We start from the raw sequence: 17,838 nt of genomic DNA, 5'->3' as shown, positions 1-17,838 counted from the left end.
AAGCCTTGTTTTGCCTGATATTTCTGGCGATTTGCGCAAACGCCGCGCGTATGGCGCTATGTGCTTCGGCGGATCAATCAAACTCAATCCGCAGAAACAGTACAGCAATCTGAAAGCCACACCGTGGCCACAGCTTTCCCGTTTCAGAGCAAGTCAGGTGCTCTTGAGGTGTGGAATGTCGTTTTTGCGGGCCTGGCTTGTCGCGGCGGTCGTGGGTGGCGTGTCGATTGCAACTTCACTGACCTCGGTGCTGTTGCCGCAGCCGGTCGCGGCGGCGCAAGTCAATGATACGATCGTGGTCGAAGGTAATCGCCGCGTCGAGGCCGAGACGGTTCGCTCCTACTTCAAGGCCAGCCCCAACGGGCAGTTCGACCAGGCGGCTCTCGACGACGGTCTCAAGGCATTGATCGAGACCGGTCTGTTTCAGGATGTGAAAGTCAACCGGGCGGGCGGCCATATCGTCGTGTCGGTGGTGGAAAACGCCGTGATCGGTCGCGTTGCCTTCGAGGGCAACAAGAAGATCAAGGACGAGCAGCTCACGGCGGAGGTCCAGTCCAAGCCGCGCGGGACCTTCTCGCGCGCGATGGTGCAATCCGACACGCTGCGGATCGCCGAGATCTATCGCCGCTCGGGCCGCTACGACGTGCGCGTCACGCCTGAAATCATCGAGCAGCCGAACAATCGCGTCGATCTCGTCTTTACGGTTGAGGAGGGCGCCAAGACCGGCGTCAAATCGATCGAGTTCATCGGCAACAGCGCTTACTCGGCCGCGCGCCTGCGCGACGTGATCAAGACCCATGAGACCAATCTGCTGAGCTTCCTCTCAAGCGGTGACATCTACGATCCCGATCGTGTCGAGGCCGACCGTGACCTGATCCGCCGATTCTATCTCAAGAACGGCTTCGCCGACGCGCAGGTCGTGGCGGCGCTGACCGAATATGATCCGGACAAGAAGGGCTTCCTCGTCACTTTCAAGATCGAGGAAGGTCAGCAGTACCGTGTCGGCGCGGTCGAGTTCCGCTCCAGCATCGCCAATTTCGACGCGAGTACGCTGCGCGGCATGTCGCGCGTCAATGTCGGTTCGCTCTACAATGTCGAGCTGGTCGAGAAGTCTACCGAGGAGATGCAGATCGAGGCCTCGCGCCGCGGCTACGCGTTCGCCGTGGTGCGACCGAGCGGCGATCGCAATTTCGAATCACACACCGTCTCGGTGGTGTTCAATGTCGACGAAGGCCCGCGCACCTATATCGAGCGCATCAGCCTGCGGGGCAATACCCGCACGCGCGACTACGTGATCCGCCGCGAGTTCGACATCTCCGAGGGTGACGCCTACAACCGCGCCCTGGTCGACCGCGCCGAGCGCCGGTTGAAGAACCTCGACTATTTCAAGACCGTCAAGATCACCACGGAGCCCGGCTCGTCCAGCGACCGCGTGATCCTGATCGTTGACATGGAGGAGAAGTCGACCGGCGATTTCTCGGTCTCTGGCGGTTACTCCACGACCGACGGCGCGCTCGCCGAGGTCTCGGTCTCCGAGCGCAACCTGTTCGGCAAGGGCCTCTATGCCAAGGCGTCGGTGACCTACGGCCAGTACGCCCGCGGCGTGTCGCTGTCCTTTGTCGAGCCCTATTTGCTCGACTACCGGATCGCACTCGGACTTGACACCTACTGGCGCGAGAATTTGTCGAACAGCTATACCAGCTATTCGGTGACGACGCTCGGCTTCTCGCCGCGCCTGGGCTTCGCGCTGCGCGAGGACCTGTCGCTCCAGCTCCGCTACTCGCTCTATCAGCAGACCATCACGCTCCCCACCGCCTACAACAATTGCAACAACAACGCAGCCAACACGTCGCTGGCCTTCAATCCGACGCCGGCCTATATCCAGAGCGTGTTGGGCGGAGTGGATCCCACCAACTCGACGAGCTCGGGATACTACGGCTACGGCTGCTACGCTGACGGCGAATCGAGCCTGCCGATCCGCAAGGAATTGGCGAACGGCCCGACCTTGACGTCGGCCGTGGGTTACACGCTGACCTACAACACGCTCGACAACACCAAGAACCCCAACGACGGCCTGCTCGTCGACTTCAAGCAGGATTTTGCCGGGGTGGGCGGCGACGTCACTTATCTGAAGACCGCGCTGGACACCAAATACTACACGCCGCTGGTGTCCGAGATTATCAGTGTGATCCATCTCCAGGGCGGTGTTCTCAACAAGATCGGCAACAACGATCTGCGCATGCTGGATCACTTCCAGATGGGCGCGAACCTCGTGCGCGGCTTCGCGCCCAACGGTATCGGCCCGCGTGACATCACCTATGCAAGCTTCGGCGCCACCGGCGATGCGCTCGGCGGTACGAAGTATTGGGGCGCGTCCATGGAAATGCAGATGCCGTTCTGGTTCCTGCCCAAGGAAGTCGGCCTGAAGGGCGCGGTCTACGCTGATGCCGGCTCGCTCTGGGGTTATCAGGGGCCGACGTCATGGGCGGCGACGGGTGAAGTCAACACCAAGGCCTGTCCGACCTGCGGGCTGCAATATGACGACAGCAGCGTGGTGCGCTCGTCGGTCGGCGTCGGCCTGATCTGGGCCTCGCCGTTCGGCCCGCTGCGCTTCGACTACGCGGTGCCGCTGACGAAGGGCAAATACGACATCGTCCAGCAGTTCAGGTTCGGTGGCGGTACGTCGTTCTAGCCTGCCAGAATTCGCCGGCAGGCGTCGACGAAGACTTGCGCGCCGGTGACGATGTCGGCATCGGCGGTGTTTTCGGTCCAGTGATGGCTGATGCCGCCGATCGAGGGCACGAACAGCATGCCGGCGGGCATGATCGTCGCGAGCATCTGTGCATCGTGACCGGCGCCGCTCGGCATGCGCAGCGATCGTCCGCCGGCCAGGGCCTTGCTTGCGGCGTCTATCGCGTCCTGGAAGCCTGTATCCATCATGGCGGGCGCGCCCACGCGGATCCGCTCCACGGTCGCGTTACACGGGCCTTTGGCGTTGGCCTCGTCCGCCATGGTTCGCAACAGCTCTTCCAGCCGCGCGATCACGGCAGGATTGTCGTCGCGGATCTGGAACAACATCTCCGCGCCGCCCGGAATGATGCTCGGCGCGCCCGGATCGAGCGTGATGCGGCCGGTGGTCCAGACCGTGCGGGGGCCGCACGCAGCCGGGAAACGCTCGTCGATCGCCACGCAAAATCTGGCCAACGCGAGGCCGGCGTCCTTGCGCACGGCCATGCGCGTGGTGCCGGCGTGGTTCTGCTCGCCGGTGAAATTGATGCGGTACTGCCAGATGCCGACGATGGAGGTCACCACGCCGATCGCGAGCTTGCCGCTCTCGAGCGTGTCGCCCTGCTCGATATGCGCCTCGAGATAGCCGACATGCCGTCCGGGCTCGGCCGTGACGCGCGGTCGTCCAGTGAGCCCCATGTCGCCGAGCGCATCTCGCATGGTGCGTCCATTGGTGCGATCGCGCGCGGCGTCGATCTCGGCCTCGGTCACCTGCCCGACATAGGAGCGCGAGCCGAGGAAGCTGCCGAAATGGCCTTCCTCGTCAACCCACGCGGCCACCTCGACCGAGCCGCTCACGGAGGGATCGGTATTGAGCACGCGCGCGGCCTCGAGCGCATAGACGACGCCGAGCGGGCCATCGAGCCAGCCGGCGTAGTTCTGGCTTTCCAGATGCGAGCCAGCGAGCAGTTTTGGACCCGACTTCGTGCTGGTGCCGACGATGTTGCCGATGCCGTCGATCGCGCCGGTGAGGCCAGCCTCGGGCAGCTTCCGCACCAGCCAGTCCAGCGATTGCTTGTGCGGCGCCGAGAATGTTGGCTTGTGCACGCCGGTCTTGTAGGCGCCGAGGGCACGCAGCGCATTGAGATCGGCGAGGACGCGCTCGCCATTGGCGCGGGGGTGAGTGTCAGGCATGTTCGGCAACCTTCAGAGCCTCGGTGCGGATCTCCTCGACCAGCCGTTCCTTCAGCTGGACGAATTCCGGCGTGGTCTTGATCTTGTAGGAGCGTGGATGCGGCAGGTCCACATTGATCTCGGCCTTGATCCGGCCGGGACGCGCGCTCATGACGATGACGCGGCTGCCGAGGAAGATCGCCTCCTCGATGTCGTGGGTCACGAACAGCACCGTCTTCTGGTCGCGCTCCCAGATGCCCAGCAGCATTTCCTGCATCAGGGCGCGGGTCTGGTTGTCCAGTGCGCCGAAAGGTTCGTCGAGCAACAGGATCTTTGGATCATTGGCGAGCGCGCGCGCAATCGCGGTGCGCTGCTGCATGCCGCCGGAGAGCTGTTTTGGCCAGTGATTCTCGAAGCCGGACAGGCCGACCTGGCGGATGAAGGCGTCGGCGATCTTGGTGCGCTCCGCCTCGGAAACGCCGCGCTCGCGCAGGCCGAAGGCGATGTTCTCTCGCACGGTGAGCCAGGGAAACAGCGTGTAGGACTGGAACACCATGCCGCGATCGGCGCCGGGGCCGGCGACCTCGCGCCCGTCAAGCGTGACACGCCCGCCGGTCGGGCGATCGAGGCCGGCGACGATGCGAAGCAGGGTGGACTTGCCGCAGCCGGAGGGCCCAAGGATCGTGACGAAGTCGTTGTTGCCGATGGAGAGGTCGGTCGGCTCCAGCGCTCTCGTGGGAGCGTTGCCGTGGCGCGCGGGGAAAGTCCGCGAGACCTGTTCGATCTTGAGGGTCGTCATGCGAGCCTCCACGGAAACAGCCAGGCGTTGAATGCCTTGAACATGAAGTCCGAGAGGAGGCCGATCAGCCCGATGACGATGATGCCGAAGATGATCTGACCGGTATTGAGCAGCGCCTGGCTGTCGGTGATCATGTGGCCGATGCCGGAGGACGAGCCGATCAGCTCGGCGACGATGACGTAAGTCCAGGCCCAGCCCAGCACCAGCCGCAGGATCTCCGCAATCTCGGGTGCGGAGGAGGGCAGCAGCACGCGGCGGATGATGCCGCGGTCACTGGCGCCGAGCGTATAGGCGGCCTCCACCAGATCGCGCCGCGTCGCGCCAACTGTCACGGCGACCATCAGGATGACCTGGAATACCGAGCCGATGAAGATGACCAGCAGTTTCTGCAATTCGCCGATGCCGGCCCACAGGATCAAGAGCGGAATGAAGGCCGAGGCTGGCAGATAGCGCGCAAAGGAGACGAACGGTTCGAGGAAGGCTTCGATCGGCTTGTAGGCGCCCATCAATACGCCAAGCGGTACCGCGATGATCGCGGCCAGGGCAAAGCCGCCGACGACGCGCCAGATCGTCATGCCGATGTCGAACAGAAATCCCTGCTTGGCCAGAAGGTCATAGCCCTCCTGCAGCATGGTCAGCGGATTGGCGAGGAAGGTTTTTGACACATGGCCGCCAAAGGTCGCCCAGGACCAGAGGGCGACGAACAGCACGAAGAACGCGAGGCCATAGGCCACGCGCTGCCTCGATGTCACGGAATCCAGGGGACGCATCGATGGTCTATCCGAATGGTCGATCTTGCGCTGGTCCGCCGTGGGGCAGGACCAGCGCTGTGTCGGGGCTTACTTGATGAAGCTTGCGTCGTAGAGGTCCTCGACCTTCGGCGCGGACTTGATGATGCCGATCTCGAGCAGGAGGTCGGCGGCATCCTTGTTGAAGGCGAGGAAGTCGCCCGCGAAGAACTTCTGGTTCGCGGCCTTGTCCTGCCAGCGCAGATATTTGGCCGAGTTGCCGAACGCTTCGCCGGTCTGCTTCACGTCGGCGCCCATGATCTCATAGGCCTTGGCCTGGTCCTTGGCGATCATGTCGAGCGATTCGAAATAGCTGTCGGCCAGTGCCTGCGCCGCCTTCGGGTTTTCGCTGAGGAATTTCGGCGTGCAGCCGAACGTGTCCATCACGATCGGGTAGTCCAGCGTGGTGGCGATGATCTTGCCCTTGTCCGGAGCAGCACGCACGGTCGACAAATACGGCTCGTAGGTCATCGCAGCGTCGTTCTGGCCGGAGACGAAGGCCTGCGCAGCCGCAGCCGGCTCGAGGTTCACGACGGTGACGTCCTTCACCGTGAGGCCGTTCTTCTTCAGCATCCAGGCCAGCGCGAAATAGGGCGAGGTGCCTGGCGCGGATGCGGCAACGGTCTTGCCCTTAAGCTCCTTGATCGAGGAGACGTCGTTGCGCACGGCCATGCCGTCGGCGCCGAAGCTCTTGTCGAGCTGGAAGATCTGCTTGGTGGCGACGCCGTTGGCGTTCCAGGAGATCCAGGTCTCGACCGTGGTCGCCGCGCACTGCACGTCGCCGGAGGCGATCGCGAGATGGCGGTCCTTCTGCGGGATCTTCTTGATGGTGACGTCGAGGCCGTTCTTCTTGAAGATGCCGGCTTCCTTCGCCAGCGTCAGCGGCGCGAAGCCCGTCCATCCGGAGATGCCGACGCCGACCTTGACGTCGTCGGCGAGCACGGGAGTGGCGGCTGTGAGAGCAATGATTGTCGCAAAAACTGTCGAACTACGCATGATTGTCGTCCTCTTGCCCAGATGGTTTGACGTCCTGTTGATCTCTGTCGGCCCCAATGGACCGTTGCCCGAAGCGTTGCACAATTTGTGCCGACATCGTTCTCTCAGCCTCCCTTGAATCGGGCGACAAGGCGGTGAGAGTCACCGGGATAGAGCAGCCGCACCGCAGTGATGGTGCGCGCGCTGCGCCAGGTATAGCGGTCGATCACGAGACAGGGTGCTCCGACGGCGATGTCGAGCGCTTCCGCCGTGCGGTCATCCGCGACAATGGCGCTGATCGTATGCTCGGCCTCTGTCCATGGGACATGATGGAGCAGCCACGAACCCGGCGGCTCGCGCGAAAAATCCGCGGACGCAGCATTTGGCACGGACGCGAGATCGATCAGCCGGTCCTCGACCGCAAACGGCACGTTGTCGGCGCTGTGGCGGCAGCTGATCGCAACCACCTTGCCGGCTTTCTTGACACCAAGACGCTCGCGATCGGCGGCGGTCGCGGCGCGAAGCTTGCGGCTGATCAGCTCATAGCCATAGCCGCGGCCGAGCGCCGTGATCTCGGCGCGGATGTCGGCGATCTTCAGCACTGCAGACTGATGCTGCGGCCGGCGGACGAACGAGCCGGCGCGGCGCCGGCGCTCGATCAGGTCGGCCTGCGCGAGCTCCGATAGCGCCTTGTTCACCGTCATGCGCGAGCAGCCGTAGCGTGCGACCAGCTCGTGCTCGAAGGGAATGCGGTGGCCGGGTGGCCATTCGCCGGTCAGGATACGCTTTTCGATGTCGGCGCGGATGCGCTTGTAGAGCGTGGGCTTGTCGGCCGCGTCGGTGGCGAGGCTCATGCAACGAGCCTCCGCACCGCTGCGTTGAAGCGTCCGCGCGCAGCTTGACGCAATTGATGCCGGCCACTCTCGACAAGCTTGTTGCCGCCGGCCCAGACGCAATCGATCGCGCCGTTGCCTGCCGCAAAGATCCAGCCGTCGATCGCGGCGTCGCGCGCGCGTCCTGCCAGCGACGGATGTGCAGCGTCCAGCGTGACGAGGTCGGCACGGGCACCCGGCGTGAGGCCTGCAATCGGCTGTGCCAGAGCCCGGGCGCCTCCCGCAAGAGCGACGTCGAACAGCGTGCGACCGGTCGAACGGCCGGCGCCGGCTGAGAGCACGTTGCGCGCGCGGTGCTTCAGCCGCTGGCCGTATTCAAGCTGACGCAGCTCGTCGGCCGCGCCGACCAGTACGTTGGAATCGGTACCGACACCAAACAGCCCGCCGGCGTCGAGAAATTCCCGCCCCGGAAAGATGCCGTCGCCAAGGCTCGCCTCGGTGACAGGGCAGAGACCCGCCACCGCGCCGGTCCTGGCGAGTGCGCTGACTTCTTCATCCGTCATGTGGGTCGCGTGAATGAGGCACCAGCGTCGATCGACCGGCGCGTGTTCCAGCAGCCATTGCACCGGCCGTCGTCCCGACCAGGCCAGGCAATCCTCGACTTCCTTCACCTGCTCGGCGGCATGAATGTGCACAGGTCCGCCCTCGGCGAGCGGAATAATCGCCGCGAGCTCGTCCGGCGCCACTGCGCGCAGACTGTGCGGTGCGATGCCGATATTGGCGCCCGGCAAGTTTGCGATCGCCTTGCGCGAGGCGGCCATCAGCTTGGCGAATTGATCGACCGAGTTGATGAAGCGGCGCTGGCCGTCGTGCGGCGCGGCGCCGCCGAAGGAGCCATGCGCATAAAAACTTGGCAGCAGCGTCAGCCCGATGCCGGAGGCTTCGGCAGCCTGCGCAATGCGTGCGGCCATCTCGGCGGGATCGGCGTAGTGCGAGCCGTCGCGATCGTGATGCAGATAATGGAATTCGCCGACGCGGGTAAATCCCTGCTCCAGCATCTCGACATAAAGCAGGGTCGCGACGGCGGCGACATTGTCCGGCGTCATTGCCAGCGCAAAGCGGTACATCGTTTCGCGCCAGGTCCAGAACGTATCGGTGCTATTGCCGCGCAGTTCGGCAAGCCCTGCCATGCCGCGCTGGAAGGCGTGGCTGTGCAGGCTCGCCAATCCCGGAATCGCGATGGCGTGGCGCTCGTCGCCGGCGGCAGGCGCTATGTCCGGCGTCACCTCCGCGATCGCGCCGGCGGTGATCACCACCTGCACGTCATTGGCCCAGCCCGAGGGCAGGAGCGCGGAGGCGAAATGCAGTCGGGTCATGTTTGCACACCGGCTGGACAGAACCGCCTTACGATTATATGTCTAGACATATAAGTCAAGCATCCCACGGCCAAGGGACACACGTATGGCAGAGCGCTTCGACCGGATCTGGCACAACGCCCGGCTTGCCACGATGCGGGCCGATCGTCCCGACCTCGGCGAGATCGAACGTGGCGTCATCGCCATACGCGGCGGCCACATCGCCTATGCCGGCGCAGCCGCAGACTTCCCGACGGATGCGGATGCGATCCAGCGGGTCGATTGCGAGGGCCGCTGGATCACGCCGGGCCTCGTCGACTGCCACACCCATCTCGTCTATGGCGGCAACCGCGCCCATGAATTCGAGCTGCGCCTGAAGGGCGCGAGCTACGAGGAGATTGCGCGCGCCGGCGGCGGCATTGTTTCGACCGTGGCTGCGACGCGCAGGGCAAGCGAAGCGGAACTCGTCGCAAGCGCATTGCCGCGGCTCGATGCGCTGATCGGCGAGGGCGCCACCACGGTCGAGATCAAGTCCGGCTATGGCCTGGACACCGAGACCGAGATGCGCCAGCTCACGGCCGCGCGGAGCCTCGGTTGCCAGCGGAAAATTGCTATTCGCACATCTTTCCTTGGCGCGCATGCGCTACCGGTGGAGGCCGATGGCGACAAAGATCGCTACATCGATCTCGTCTGTAAGGAGATGCTCCCCACGGTCGCGAAAGCAGGACTTGCCGATGCGGTAGATGCCTTCATGGAGGGCATTGCCTTCTCGGCCGAGCAGACGTCGCTGGTGTTCCAGGCGGCGACGGCGCTTGGGCTGCCAGTCAAGCTCCATGCCGATCAGCTCTCGAATCTCGGCGGCGCTGCGCTCGCTGCGAAGTTCTCGGCGCTGTCTGCCGATCACCTGGAGCACACCGACGAAGCCGGCGCGAGTGCGATGGCGAAGGCCGGAACGGTGGCGGTGCTGCTGCCCGGCGCCTTCTATTTCATCTGCGAGACCCAGAAGCCGCCGGTTGAGGCGTTCCGCAAGCACGGCGTCCCCATGGCGCTGGCGACCGACTGCAATCCCGGCAGCTCGCCGCTGACCTCCTTGCTGCTCGCCATGAACATGGGCGCGACGCTGTTCCGGATGAATGTGGCCGAGTGCCTCGCCGGCGTCACCCGCGAAGGCGCGCGGGCGCTCGGTGTGCTGGAGGAGACCGGCACGCTGGAAGCCGGAAAATGGTGCGACCTCGCGATCTGGGACATCGAGCGTCCCGCCGAGCTCGTCTACCGCATCGGCTTCAATCCGCTGCACCGCCGTGTCTGGAGGGGCCAGTGACCGGGCAGGGCGCAACAATCGTCGTCAGGCCGGGTACGGTGAGCCTCGACGATCTTGCGCGTGTGCTGGCTGGCGATTCCGTCGAACTCGATCCCGCGTTCTGGCCGCGCGTCGAGGCGGCTGCGCAGATTGTCGCCAAGGCCGCGCAGGCTGCCGCGCCGGTCTATGGCATCAACACCGGCTTCGGAAAGCTGGCCTCAAAACGGATTCCGCCCGATCAGACCGCGCTGCTCCAGCGCAATCTCATCGTCTCGCATTGCTGCGGTGTCGGCCCGGCCACGCCGGAGGCGATCGTGCGGTTGATGATGGCGCTCAAAATCGTCTCGCTCGGCCGCGGCGCCTCCGGTGTGCGCCGCGAGGTCATCGAGCAATTGCAGGCCATGCTGGCGCGCGGTGTCTATCCGCTGGTCCCGCAGCAGGGCTCGGTCGGCGCCTCCGGCGATCTCGCACCGCTCGCGCACATGACCGCAGTGATGATCGGCGAAGGGCAGGCGATCGTCGATGGCAAGACGGTGTCAGGCAGCGAGGCGCTGGCCGCGGCCGGCCTTGCGCCGCTGACGCTCGGCCCCAAGGAAGGGCTCGCGCTGATCAACGGTACGCAGTTCTCGACGGCCTACGCCATCGCCGGCGTGCTGCGCGCGTTTCGCCTCGCCCGCGCCGCGCTCGTGACCGGCGCGCTGTCGGTCGATGCGGCGATGGCGTCGACGGCGCCGTTCCGGCCCGAAATCCAGGCGCTGCGCGGCCACTCTGGCCAGATCGCCGCGGCAGCAACGCTGACCGCACTGCTCGACGGCAGCGATATCAGGCTGTCGCATCTCGAGGGCGACGAGCGCGTGCAGGATCCCTATTGCCTGCGCTGCCAGCCGCAGGTCGCAGGCGCCGCGCTTGACCTGATCACGCAGGCGGCACGCGCGCTGATTGTCGAAGCCAACGCCGTCACGGACAATCCGCTGGTGCTGGTGGAGACCGGCGAGATCGTCTCCGGCGGCAATTTCCACGCCGAGCCGGTCGCCTTTGCCGCCGATACGATCGCGCTGGCACTGTCGGAGATCGGCGCGATCAGCGAGCGGCGCATCGCCACGCTGGTCGATCCAGCGCTCAATTTCGGCCTGCCGCCGTTCCTGACGCCGGATCCCGGCATCAATTCCGGCTTCATGATCGCGGAGGTGACGGCGGCCGCACTCTATGCCGAGAACAAGCAGCGCGCCGCGGCTTGCTCGATCGACTCGACGCCGACCAGCGCCAACCAGGAAGACCACGTCTCGATGGCCGCGCATGCCGCGCGGCGGCTTTCCGATATGGCCGACAATCTTGCCGCGATCCTCGGCATCGAGCTTCTGGTCGCAGCCCAGGGCATCACGCTGCGCGCGCCGCATGCAACCAGCGCGCCGCTCGTTGCGGTTATCGCCTTGCTTCGCGAGCAGGTCGCGGAGCTCGGTGCCGATCGCTACATGGCCGACGACCTCGCCAAAGCCGCCGCGCTGATCGAAGCTGATGCGCTCCCGGCCGTCGCGCTCACTTCGCTCTCACCCGATCCATTTCCAAGACTTGTCTGAAGAGGTCTTCATGAACCGCCGACTGGACAATGACCGCACCATCCGCGCCCCCCGCGGCAGCGACATCAGCGCCAAGAGCTGGCTGACCGAAGCACCGCTCCGCATGCTCATGAACAATCTCGATCCCGATGTCGCCGAGCGCCCGAGCGAGCTCGTCGTCTATGGCGGCATCGGCCGCGCCGCGCGCGATTGGGAGAGTTTTGATCGGATCACGGCCGCCTTGCGCAAGCTTGAGAACGACCAGACGCTGCTGGTTCAGTCCGGCAAGCCGGTCGGCGTGTTCCGAACCCATGCGGATGCGCCGCGTGTGCTGATCGCCAACTCTAACATCGTGCCGCATTGGGCGACGCTCGACCATTTCAACGAGCTCGATCGCCAGGGCCTGATGATGTACGGCCAGATGACCGCGGGCTCCTGGATCTATATCGGCAGCCAGGGCATCGTGCAGGGCACCTACGAGACCTTTGTCGAGGTTGGGCGCCGCCACTATGGCGGCAGTCTTTCTGGTAAATGGATTCTCACCGCCGGCCTCGGTGGCATGGGCGGCGCGCAGCCGCTGGCGGCGACCATGGCGGGCGCTTCGATGCTTGCGGTCGAATGCCAGCCGAGCCGCATCGAGATGCGCCTGCGCACCGGCTATCTCGATCGCCAGGCCGCAACCCTCGACGAAGCGCTGGCGATCATGGCGGAAGCCGCGACAACGAAGAAGGCCGTTTCGGTCGGACTGCTCGGCAATGCCGCGGAGATTTTCCCCGAGCTGGTGCGCCGCGGCGTCAAGCCCGACATCGTCACCGACCAGACCAGCGCGCATGATCCGATCAACGGCTATCTGCCGAAAGGCTGGACGCTGGCCGATTGGGAGAGCAAGCGTGCCTCCGATCCGAAGGGCGTCGAGCGGGCGTCGAAGACGTCGATGGTCGAGCACGTCCAGGCCATGCTGGATTTCCACGCGCAAGGCATTCCGACGCTCGACTATGGCAACAACATCCGCCAGATGGCGCAGGACATGGGGCTGAAGAACGCGTTCGACTTCCCCGGCTTCGTGCCGGCCTATATCCGTCCGCTGTTCTGCCGCGGCGTCGGGCCGTTCCGCTGGGCCGCGCTGTCGGGTGACCCCGAGGACATCTTCAAGACCGACGCCAAGGTCAAGGAGCTGATGCCCGACGACAAGCATCTGCACAATTGGCTCGACATGGCCAAGGAGCGCATCAAGTTCCAGGGGCTGCCGGCGCGGATCTGCTGGGTCGGCCTCGGCGATCGCCATCGCCTCGGCCTTGCCTTCAACGAGATGGTCGCGCGCGGCGAGCTGAAGGCGCCGATCGTGATCGGCCGCGACCATCTCGACAGCGGCTCGGTGGCAAGCCCGAACCGCGAGACCGAGGCGATGAAGGATGGCTCGGATGCGGTATCCGACTGGCCGCTGCTCAATGCCCTGCTCAATTGCGCCAGCGGCGCGACCTGGGTCTCGCTGCATCATGGCGGCGGCGTCGGCATCGGCTATTCGCAGCACGCCGGCATGGTGATCGTCGCCGATGGTACGCCCGAGGCAGCAAAGCGCATCGAGCGCGTGCTGTGGAACGACCCGGCCTCCGGCGTCATGCGCCATGCGGATGCGGGCTACGACATTGCGATCGACTGCGCCCGCGACAAGGGGCTCGACCTGCCGAGCCTTGCGAAGTAGCTAGCCGCGAACCAGGAGCTTCGGCATCGTCGTCTTGGCGCCGTCCATGAAGGTCTGGACGGCGTCACGGACGATGGCGTCGAGATCGGACGGGATCGGCGTCTCGTAGATGAATTTGCGGATGGCGAGATAGAAGATGCGGCCGTGCAGGCCCCAGAACAGCTCGGTCTCGCGTTCGCCGAGCGGATGGGCCTTTGCATCGGGCAATTTCAGATCGTGCCGCAGCTCGGCCGCCGCGGGCTCGATGATCTCGCGGCGGACGATGTCGAGATAGCGGCCCGTGATGCCGAACGACTTCATGCCGGATGAGACGAAGATCCGCACCCAATTGTACTCGAACACGCGCTCGACATAGTCGAGATAGAAGCGCGTCAGCCGCGCCTCCAGCGACTGTGAGCGGTCGCGGATCAGTGGACCCCAGTCCGGCGACCAGCGGCTGAGATAGACCTCCTGGTAGACCCGCTCGATCAGCGCCTCCTTGCTCGGGAAGTGGCGATAGATCGCCGAATGGGTGATGCCCATGCGTTTTGCCAGTTCGCGGGTCTGGCCCTCAAAACCGCGCTCGGCAAAGAAGCGGATGGCCTCGTCGACGATCGCGCGCTCGCGGTCGGGCGCGCGCATGTTGCGGCGCTTTGGCGCGGCCTTGTCCGTCTCGGCCCTGCGTCGGGCCGGTCGCTTCGCCGTCTTCTGCGTCTTCTTCGCCATTTGACCGTGAATCGCGATCTCTTCCGCCTTCTTAGCCTAAAGGTGCATTTGTGACCAAATGGTCATTTCCTGTTGACCGCTCTCCGGCGGCGTGTCAGGATTTTGAGACCAGATGGTTACAAATCTGGCATCCCGGCTGATGAGCCGATGGATCTCGAGGAAACGGCGGTGAAGGCGAGGGCTTTCAGCTATTTTCGTGCTGCGACGATCGACCAGGCGCTGGATGCTCATGCGCGCGCTGGCGACGACGCGCGCTTCATTGCCGGCGGCCAGAGCCTCGTGCCGGCGCTGTCGTTGCGGCTGCAGGCGCCGCGGCTCCTGATCGACATCACCCACATTGCCGAGATGCGCGGCGTCAGGCGCGAAGGCGGCTTTTTGCGCATCGGCGCGCTGACGCGCCATTGCGAAATGCTGAGCGAGCCGCTGATCGCCGAGTTCGCGCCGCTGTTGCACGCGGCCGCGCCCTTCGTTGCCCACCCCGCGATCCGCAATCGCGGCACGTTCGGCGGCAGCGTCGCGCTCGCCGATCCCGCCTCCGAATTTCCGGCGATGACGCTGGCGCTCGATGCCGAGATCGAGATCGCCGGCTCCTCCGGTACCCGACGCATCAAGGCCGACGATTTCTTCCTCGACCTGTTCGAGACCGCCTTGCAGCCCGGTGAACTGATTACCGCAATCTACATTCCCTTGTTCAAGGCTGACCAGCGCTTTGCCTTCGATGAATTGGCACGCCGTCGCGGCGATTATGCGCTGGTCGGCTGCGGCATGCTCGCAACCTGCGCCGGCGACCACATCGACGACATCCGCATCTCCTTCTTCTCGGTTGGCAATATTCCAACGCGCGTGAAGGGCGCCGAGGCGGCCCTGATCGGGTCGAGCCTGGATGCGGAGCATATCGCCGCTGCACAAGTTGCGCTCGAAAGCGACCTCGCGCCGCCCGACAGCGACGAGGTGCCGCCGGCGATGCGGCTGCATCTCGCGCGCGTGCTGCTGGGGCGCCTGCTCGGGCGCTTGAGGGACGGTGCATGAGTGGCTTCGACGAATCCCTGCTGGATGAAGTCGACGAGACCGTGCGCGTCCGCTTCGTCGTCAACGGCCGCAAGGTCGCCTGCGAGGTTGCGCCGCGCGAGACGCTGGTCGATTGCCTGCGCAACGCGCTGGAGCTGACCGGCACCCATGCCGGCTGCGAGATGGGCGCTTGCGGCGCTTGTCTCGTGCAGATCGACGGTCGCGCCGTGCATTCCTGCCTGATGTTCGCGGTGCAGGCCGATGGCGCCGAGATCAACACCATTGAAGGCCTCACCGAGAGCGGCGTCATCGCCGATCTCCAAGCTGAATTCCATCGCCGCAACGCGCTGCAATGCGGCTTCTGCACGCCGGGCATGCTGGTGAACGCGCAAGAGCTGCTCTCGCAGGTGGCGGAGCCGAGCCGCGAGCACATCCGCGACGCGCTGTCGGGCAATTACTGCCGTTGCACCGGATACGAGGCGATCGTCGATGCGATCGACGCCGTTGCCAAAGCACGGCGGGAAGCCGGGGGTACGCCATGAGCGCGCCGCTGACCTCGCTCGATCGTCCCAACTCCTATATCGGCCGTTCGGTGCCGCGGCCCAACGCCAAGCGCCTGCTGGCTGGACGTGGACGCTATGTCAGTGATCTCAAGCTGCCGCGTATGCTTTATGCCGCGTTCCTGCGCAGCCCGCATGCCCATGCGAAGATCGTCGCGATTAAGACAGACGAAGCGCGCGCCCTCGAAGGCGTGCATCTCGTCGCGACCGGCGAGGATCTGGCAAAGATCTGCACGTCCTGGACCGGCACGCTCGATCACTTCAAGGGCATGACCTCCACACCGCAATGGCCACTGCCGCTCGAGCGCGTCGTCTGGGCCGGGCAGGCGGTGGTCGCGGTCGTCGCCGAGAGCCGGGCGATTGCCGAGGATGCGCTGGAGCTGATCGGGGTCGACTACGAGGACCTCCCGCTGGTTGTGGATATCGACGCGGCGCGCCGGGCCGGCGGGCCGCTGATCAATGCCGGTAGCACCAACAATGTCTGCTTCCGTAGCCAGCTCGATAGCGGCACCGTCGATGATGCCTTCGCGCACGCCGCCCACGTGGTGGAAGAGGAATTTTCGTTCGGCCGTCACACCGCGGTGACGCTGGAGCCGCGCGCCATCGTCGCTGATTACGATCCGTCCGCGGGCATGCTCACTGTGCATCACGCGACGCAGACGCCGTATCAGTTCCAGGACCTCTATTCGCGCCATTACGGCATCCCCGAGGCCCGTGTCCGCGTCATCGCGACCGACATCGGCGGCTCCTTCGGGATGAAGTTGCACGTCTATCACGAGGACATGGCGGTGGTCGGCCTCTCGATCCTGCTCGGCCGTCCCGTCAAATACGTCGCCGACCGCATCGAATCCTTCGTCTCCGACATCCACGCCCGCGATCATCGCGTCCGGGCCCGCATGGCGCTCGACGCCACGGGCGAGATTCTTGCGATGGACGTGCTCGATCTCACTGCGATCGGGGCTTTCTCGACCTATCCGCGCACCAGCGTGGTCGAGGGCAACCAGGTGATCCGCCTGATGGGCGGTCCCTATCGCTTCAAGAACTATCGCGCCACGCTGGAAGTGCTGTTCCAGAACAAGGTGCAGACCAGTCAGTATCGCGCCGTTGGCCATCCCATCGCCTGCGCCGTCACCGAGCGGCTGGTCGATATGGCTGCAAGCAAGGTTGGCCTCGATCCCTTCGCGATCCGTGCGCGGAACGTCATCGCCGACGATTCCTATCCGCAGACTTCGCCGACCGGCTACCGTTTCGAGGCGTTGTCGCATCAGGCGTGTTTGAAGCGCCTGCACGAGATGATGGATTATGACTCCTTGCGTACCGAGCAGGCGGACTTGCGCAAGCGCGGCGTCTATCGCGGCATCGGGATTGCGACATTCATCGAGATCACCAATCCGGGGCCGGCCTTCTATGGTGTCGGCGGTGCGCGCATCTCCTCGCAGGACGGTGCCACTCTCAGCCTGACGCCGTCCGGCGAGGTGCGCTGCCTGATCTCCGTCACCGAGCAGGGACAGGGCACCGAAGCGATCATCAGCCAGATCGTGGCCGATCAGCTCGGTATCGCGCAGGACCATGTCAAGGTCGTCACCGGCGATACCGAGGTCACGCCGCATGGCGGCGCCACCTGGGCCTGCCGCGGCGCCGGCATCGGTGGCGAGACCGCACTGCAGGCCACGCGCGTGCTCAAACGCAACATTCTGGAGATCGCGGCGCTCATCCTTCAGGAGCAACCGGCGGCGCTCGACATCATCGACGGCCAGGTGGTGGATGCCGCGACCCGGAACCAGCGGATGCCGATCTCCGAGATCGCGCGCATTGCCTATTTCCGCTCCGATACCTTGCCGCCGGGAACGCAGCCGCAGCTCACCGTCAGTCACCACTTCGCGCCGCAGGGCTATCCCTTCGCCTTCACGAACGGCATCCAGGGCTGCTTGCTGGAGGTCGATGTCGAGACCGGCTTCATCAAGGTGTTGAAGCATTTCATCGTCGAGGATTGCGGTCGCGTCATCAATCCGATGCTGGTGGATGAGCAGCTTCGCGGCGGCATTGTGCAGGGGTTGGGTGCGGCCCTGTTCGAGGAATGCCGCTACAGCGAAACCGGTCAGCTGATGAACGGTTCGCTTGCGGACTACCTCGTGCCGATGCCGATGGAGATGCCCGACATCATGATCGCGCATGTCGAGACGCCGACCGCCGACACCGAGCTCGGCGCCAAGGGGGTCGGCGAGGCCGGCACGGCCGCAGCGTCCGCCTGCGTGCTCAACGCCGTCAACGATGCGCTTTCGCCGTTCGATGCCACGATCAATGCGATCCCGATCACGCCCACAAGAGTCCTGAAAGCCCTGAAGCGATTCTAGAAA

General features: G+C 64.9%; 14 protein-coding genes. 7 read left to right on the top strand and 7 right to left on the bottom strand.

Going from position 1 to position 17,838, the window contains the following annotated elements:
• Positions 1–175: 175 nt before the first annotated feature.
• Complete coding sequence (gene bamA / locus NLM32_RS33615) at positions 176–2,692, top strand: outer membrane protein assembly factor BamA (RefSeq protein WP_254132998.1); 2,517 nt, start codon at positions 176–178, stop codon at positions 2,690–2,692.
• Here the strand turns inward: bamA and NLM32_RS33610 are convergent.
• The 6 genes from NLM32_RS33610 to NLM32_RS33585 all read right to left on the bottom strand — a co-directional run bounded on the left by NLM32_RS33610 (position 2,689) and on the right by NLM32_RS33585 (position 8,671).
• Entirely contained in the window at positions 2,689–3,921 is a 1,233-nt protein-coding gene (locus tag NLM32_RS33610) for a Zn-dependent hydrolase (RefSeq protein ID WP_254132997.1), read from the bottom strand. The two genes, bamA and NLM32_RS33610, sit on opposite strands and share 4 nt — an antisense overlap.
• Complete coding sequence (locus NLM32_RS33605) at positions 3,914–4,699, bottom strand: ABC transporter ATP-binding protein (RefSeq protein ID WP_254132996.1); 786 nt, start codon at positions 4,697–4,699, stop codon at positions 3,914–3,916. The genes NLM32_RS33610 and NLM32_RS33605 overlap by 8 nt, the downstream gene beginning before the upstream one ends.
• Complete coding sequence (locus NLM32_RS33600; protein ID WP_254132995.1) at positions 4,696–5,469, bottom strand: ABC transporter permease; 774 nt, start codon at positions 5,467–5,469, stop codon at positions 4,696–4,698. The genes NLM32_RS33605 and NLM32_RS33600 overlap by 4 nt, the downstream gene beginning before the upstream one ends.
• Positions 5,470–5,538: 69 nt before the next feature.
• Positions 5,539–6,483 (bottom strand): ABC transporter substrate-binding protein, encoded by a 945-nt coding sequence (locus NLM32_RS33595; RefSeq protein ID WP_254132994.1) that lies wholly within the window; start codon positions 6,481–6,483, stop codon positions 5,539–5,541.
• A gap of 104 nt (positions 6,484–6,587) precedes the next feature.
• Positions 6,588–7,316, bottom strand: a complete 729-nt coding sequence (hutC, locus tag NLM32_RS33590) for a histidine utilization repressor (RefSeq protein ID WP_254132993.1) — start codon at positions 7,314–7,316, stop codon at positions 6,588–6,590.
• A complete protein-coding gene (locus NLM32_RS33585; RefSeq protein WP_254132992.1) occupies positions 7,313–8,671 on the bottom strand; it encodes a formimidoylglutamate deiminase in 1,359 nt (452 codons plus the stop codon). Before NLM32_RS33585 ends, hutC begins: the two co-directional genes overlap by 4 nt.
• A gap of 85 nt (positions 8,672–8,756) precedes the next feature.
• On the opposite strand from NLM32_RS33585, the gene hutI reads away from it, so the two are divergent.
• The 3 genes from hutI to hutU are packed head-to-tail and all read left to right on the top strand — an operon-like array spanning position 8,757 to position 13,208.
• Entirely contained in the window at positions 8,757–9,971 is a 1,215-nt protein-coding gene (hutI, locus tag NLM32_RS33580) for an imidazolonepropionase (RefSeq protein WP_254132991.1), read from the top strand.
• Positions 9,968–11,527: a histidine ammonia-lyase gene (gene hutH / locus NLM32_RS33575; protein WP_254132990.1), complete on the top strand. Its 1,560-nt coding sequence runs from the start codon at positions 9,968–9,970 to the stop codon at positions 11,525–11,527. Before hutI ends, hutH begins: the two co-directional genes overlap by 4 nt.
• A gap of 10 nt (positions 11,528–11,537) precedes the next feature.
• Positions 11,538–13,208, top strand: coding sequence for a urocanate hydratase (hutU, locus tag NLM32_RS33570; protein WP_254132989.1), 1,671 nt, complete (start codon positions 11,538–11,540; stop codon positions 13,206–13,208).
• On the opposite strand, the gene NLM32_RS33565 is transcribed toward hutU, so the two are convergent.
• Entirely contained in the window at positions 13,209–13,829 is a 621-nt protein-coding gene (locus NLM32_RS33565) for a TetR/AcrR family transcriptional regulator (protein WP_254135486.1), read from the bottom strand.
• A gap of 252 nt (positions 13,830–14,081) precedes the next feature.
• Between NLM32_RS33565 and NLM32_RS33560 the strand changes: the two genes are divergently transcribed.
• The 3 genes from NLM32_RS33560 to NLM32_RS33550 are packed head-to-tail and all read left to right on the top strand — an operon-like array spanning position 14,082 to position 17,835.
• Positions 14,082–14,942, top strand: coding sequence for a xanthine dehydrogenase family protein subunit M (locus tag NLM32_RS33560; protein WP_254135485.1), 861 nt, complete (start codon positions 14,082–14,084; stop codon positions 14,940–14,942).
• Positions 14,939–15,463 (top strand): (2Fe-2S)-binding protein, encoded by a 525-nt coding sequence (locus tag NLM32_RS33555; RefSeq protein WP_254132988.1) that lies wholly within the window; start codon positions 14,939–14,941, stop codon positions 15,461–15,463. Before NLM32_RS33560 ends, NLM32_RS33555 begins: the two co-directional genes overlap by 4 nt.
• Positions 15,460–17,835, top strand: coding sequence for a xanthine dehydrogenase family protein molybdopterin-binding subunit (locus NLM32_RS33550; protein WP_254132987.1), 2,376 nt, complete (start codon positions 15,460–15,462; stop codon positions 17,833–17,835). Before NLM32_RS33555 ends, NLM32_RS33550 begins: the two co-directional genes overlap by 4 nt.
• The last annotated feature ends 3 nt before the right edge of the window (positions 17,836–17,838 follow it).

It is taken from the genome of Bradyrhizobium sp. CCGUVB14, assembly GCF_024199935.1.
Taxonomy (GTDB): domain Bacteria; phylum Pseudomonadota; class Alphaproteobacteria; order Rhizobiales; family Xanthobacteraceae; genus Bradyrhizobium.
The sequence above is the reverse complement of the archived record's forward strand: the minus strand, read 5'-3'. Positions and strand labels throughout refer to the sequence as shown.

Excerpts from the sequence above, each read along its gene's own strand:
- NLM32_RS33595 (WP_254132994.1), bottom strand. The coding sequence starts at position 6,483 with ATGCGTAGTTCGACAGTTTTTGCGACAATCATTGCTCTCACAGCCGCC.
- NLM32_RS33605 (WP_254132996.1), bottom strand. The coding sequence starts at position 4,699 with ATGACGACCCTCAAGATCGAACAGGTCTCGCGGACTTTCCCCGCGCGC.
- hutC (WP_254132993.1), bottom strand. The coding sequence starts at position 7,316 with ATGAGCCTCGCCACCGACGCGGCCGACAAGCCCACGCTCTACAAGCGC.
- NLM32_RS33600 (WP_254132995.1), bottom strand. The coding sequence starts at position 5,469 with ATGCGTCCCCTGGATTCCGTGACATCGAGGCAGCGCGTGGCCTATGGC.
- hutI (WP_254132991.1), top strand. The coding sequence starts at position 8,757 with ATGGCAGAGCGCTTCGACCGGATCTGGCACAACGCCCGGCTTGCCACG.
- NLM32_RS33565 (WP_254135486.1), bottom strand. The coding sequence starts at position 13,829 with ATGCGCGCGCCCGACCGCGAGCGCGCGATCGTCGACGAGGCCATCCGC.
- NLM32_RS33610 (WP_254132997.1), bottom strand. The coding sequence starts at position 3,921 with ATGCCTGACACTCACCCCCGCGCCAATGGCGAGCGCGTCCTCGCCGAT.
- NLM32_RS33585 (WP_254132992.1), bottom strand. The coding sequence starts at position 8,671 with ATGACCCGACTGCATTTCGCCTCCGCGCTCCTGCCCTCGGGCTGGGCC.
- bamA (WP_254132998.1), top strand. The coding sequence starts at position 176 with ATGTCGTTTTTGCGGGCCTGGCTTGTCGCGGCGGTCGTGGGTGGCGTG.
- NLM32_RS33550 (WP_254132987.1), top strand. The coding sequence starts at position 15,460 with ATGAGCGCGCCGCTGACCTCGCTCGATCGTCCCAACTCCTATATCGGC.
- NLM32_RS33555 (WP_254132988.1), top strand. The coding sequence starts at position 14,939 with ATGAGTGGCTTCGACGAATCCCTGCTGGATGAAGTCGACGAGACCGTG.
- hutU (WP_254132989.1), top strand. The coding sequence starts at position 11,538 with ATGAACCGCCGACTGGACAATGACCGCACCATCCGCGCCCCCCGCGGC.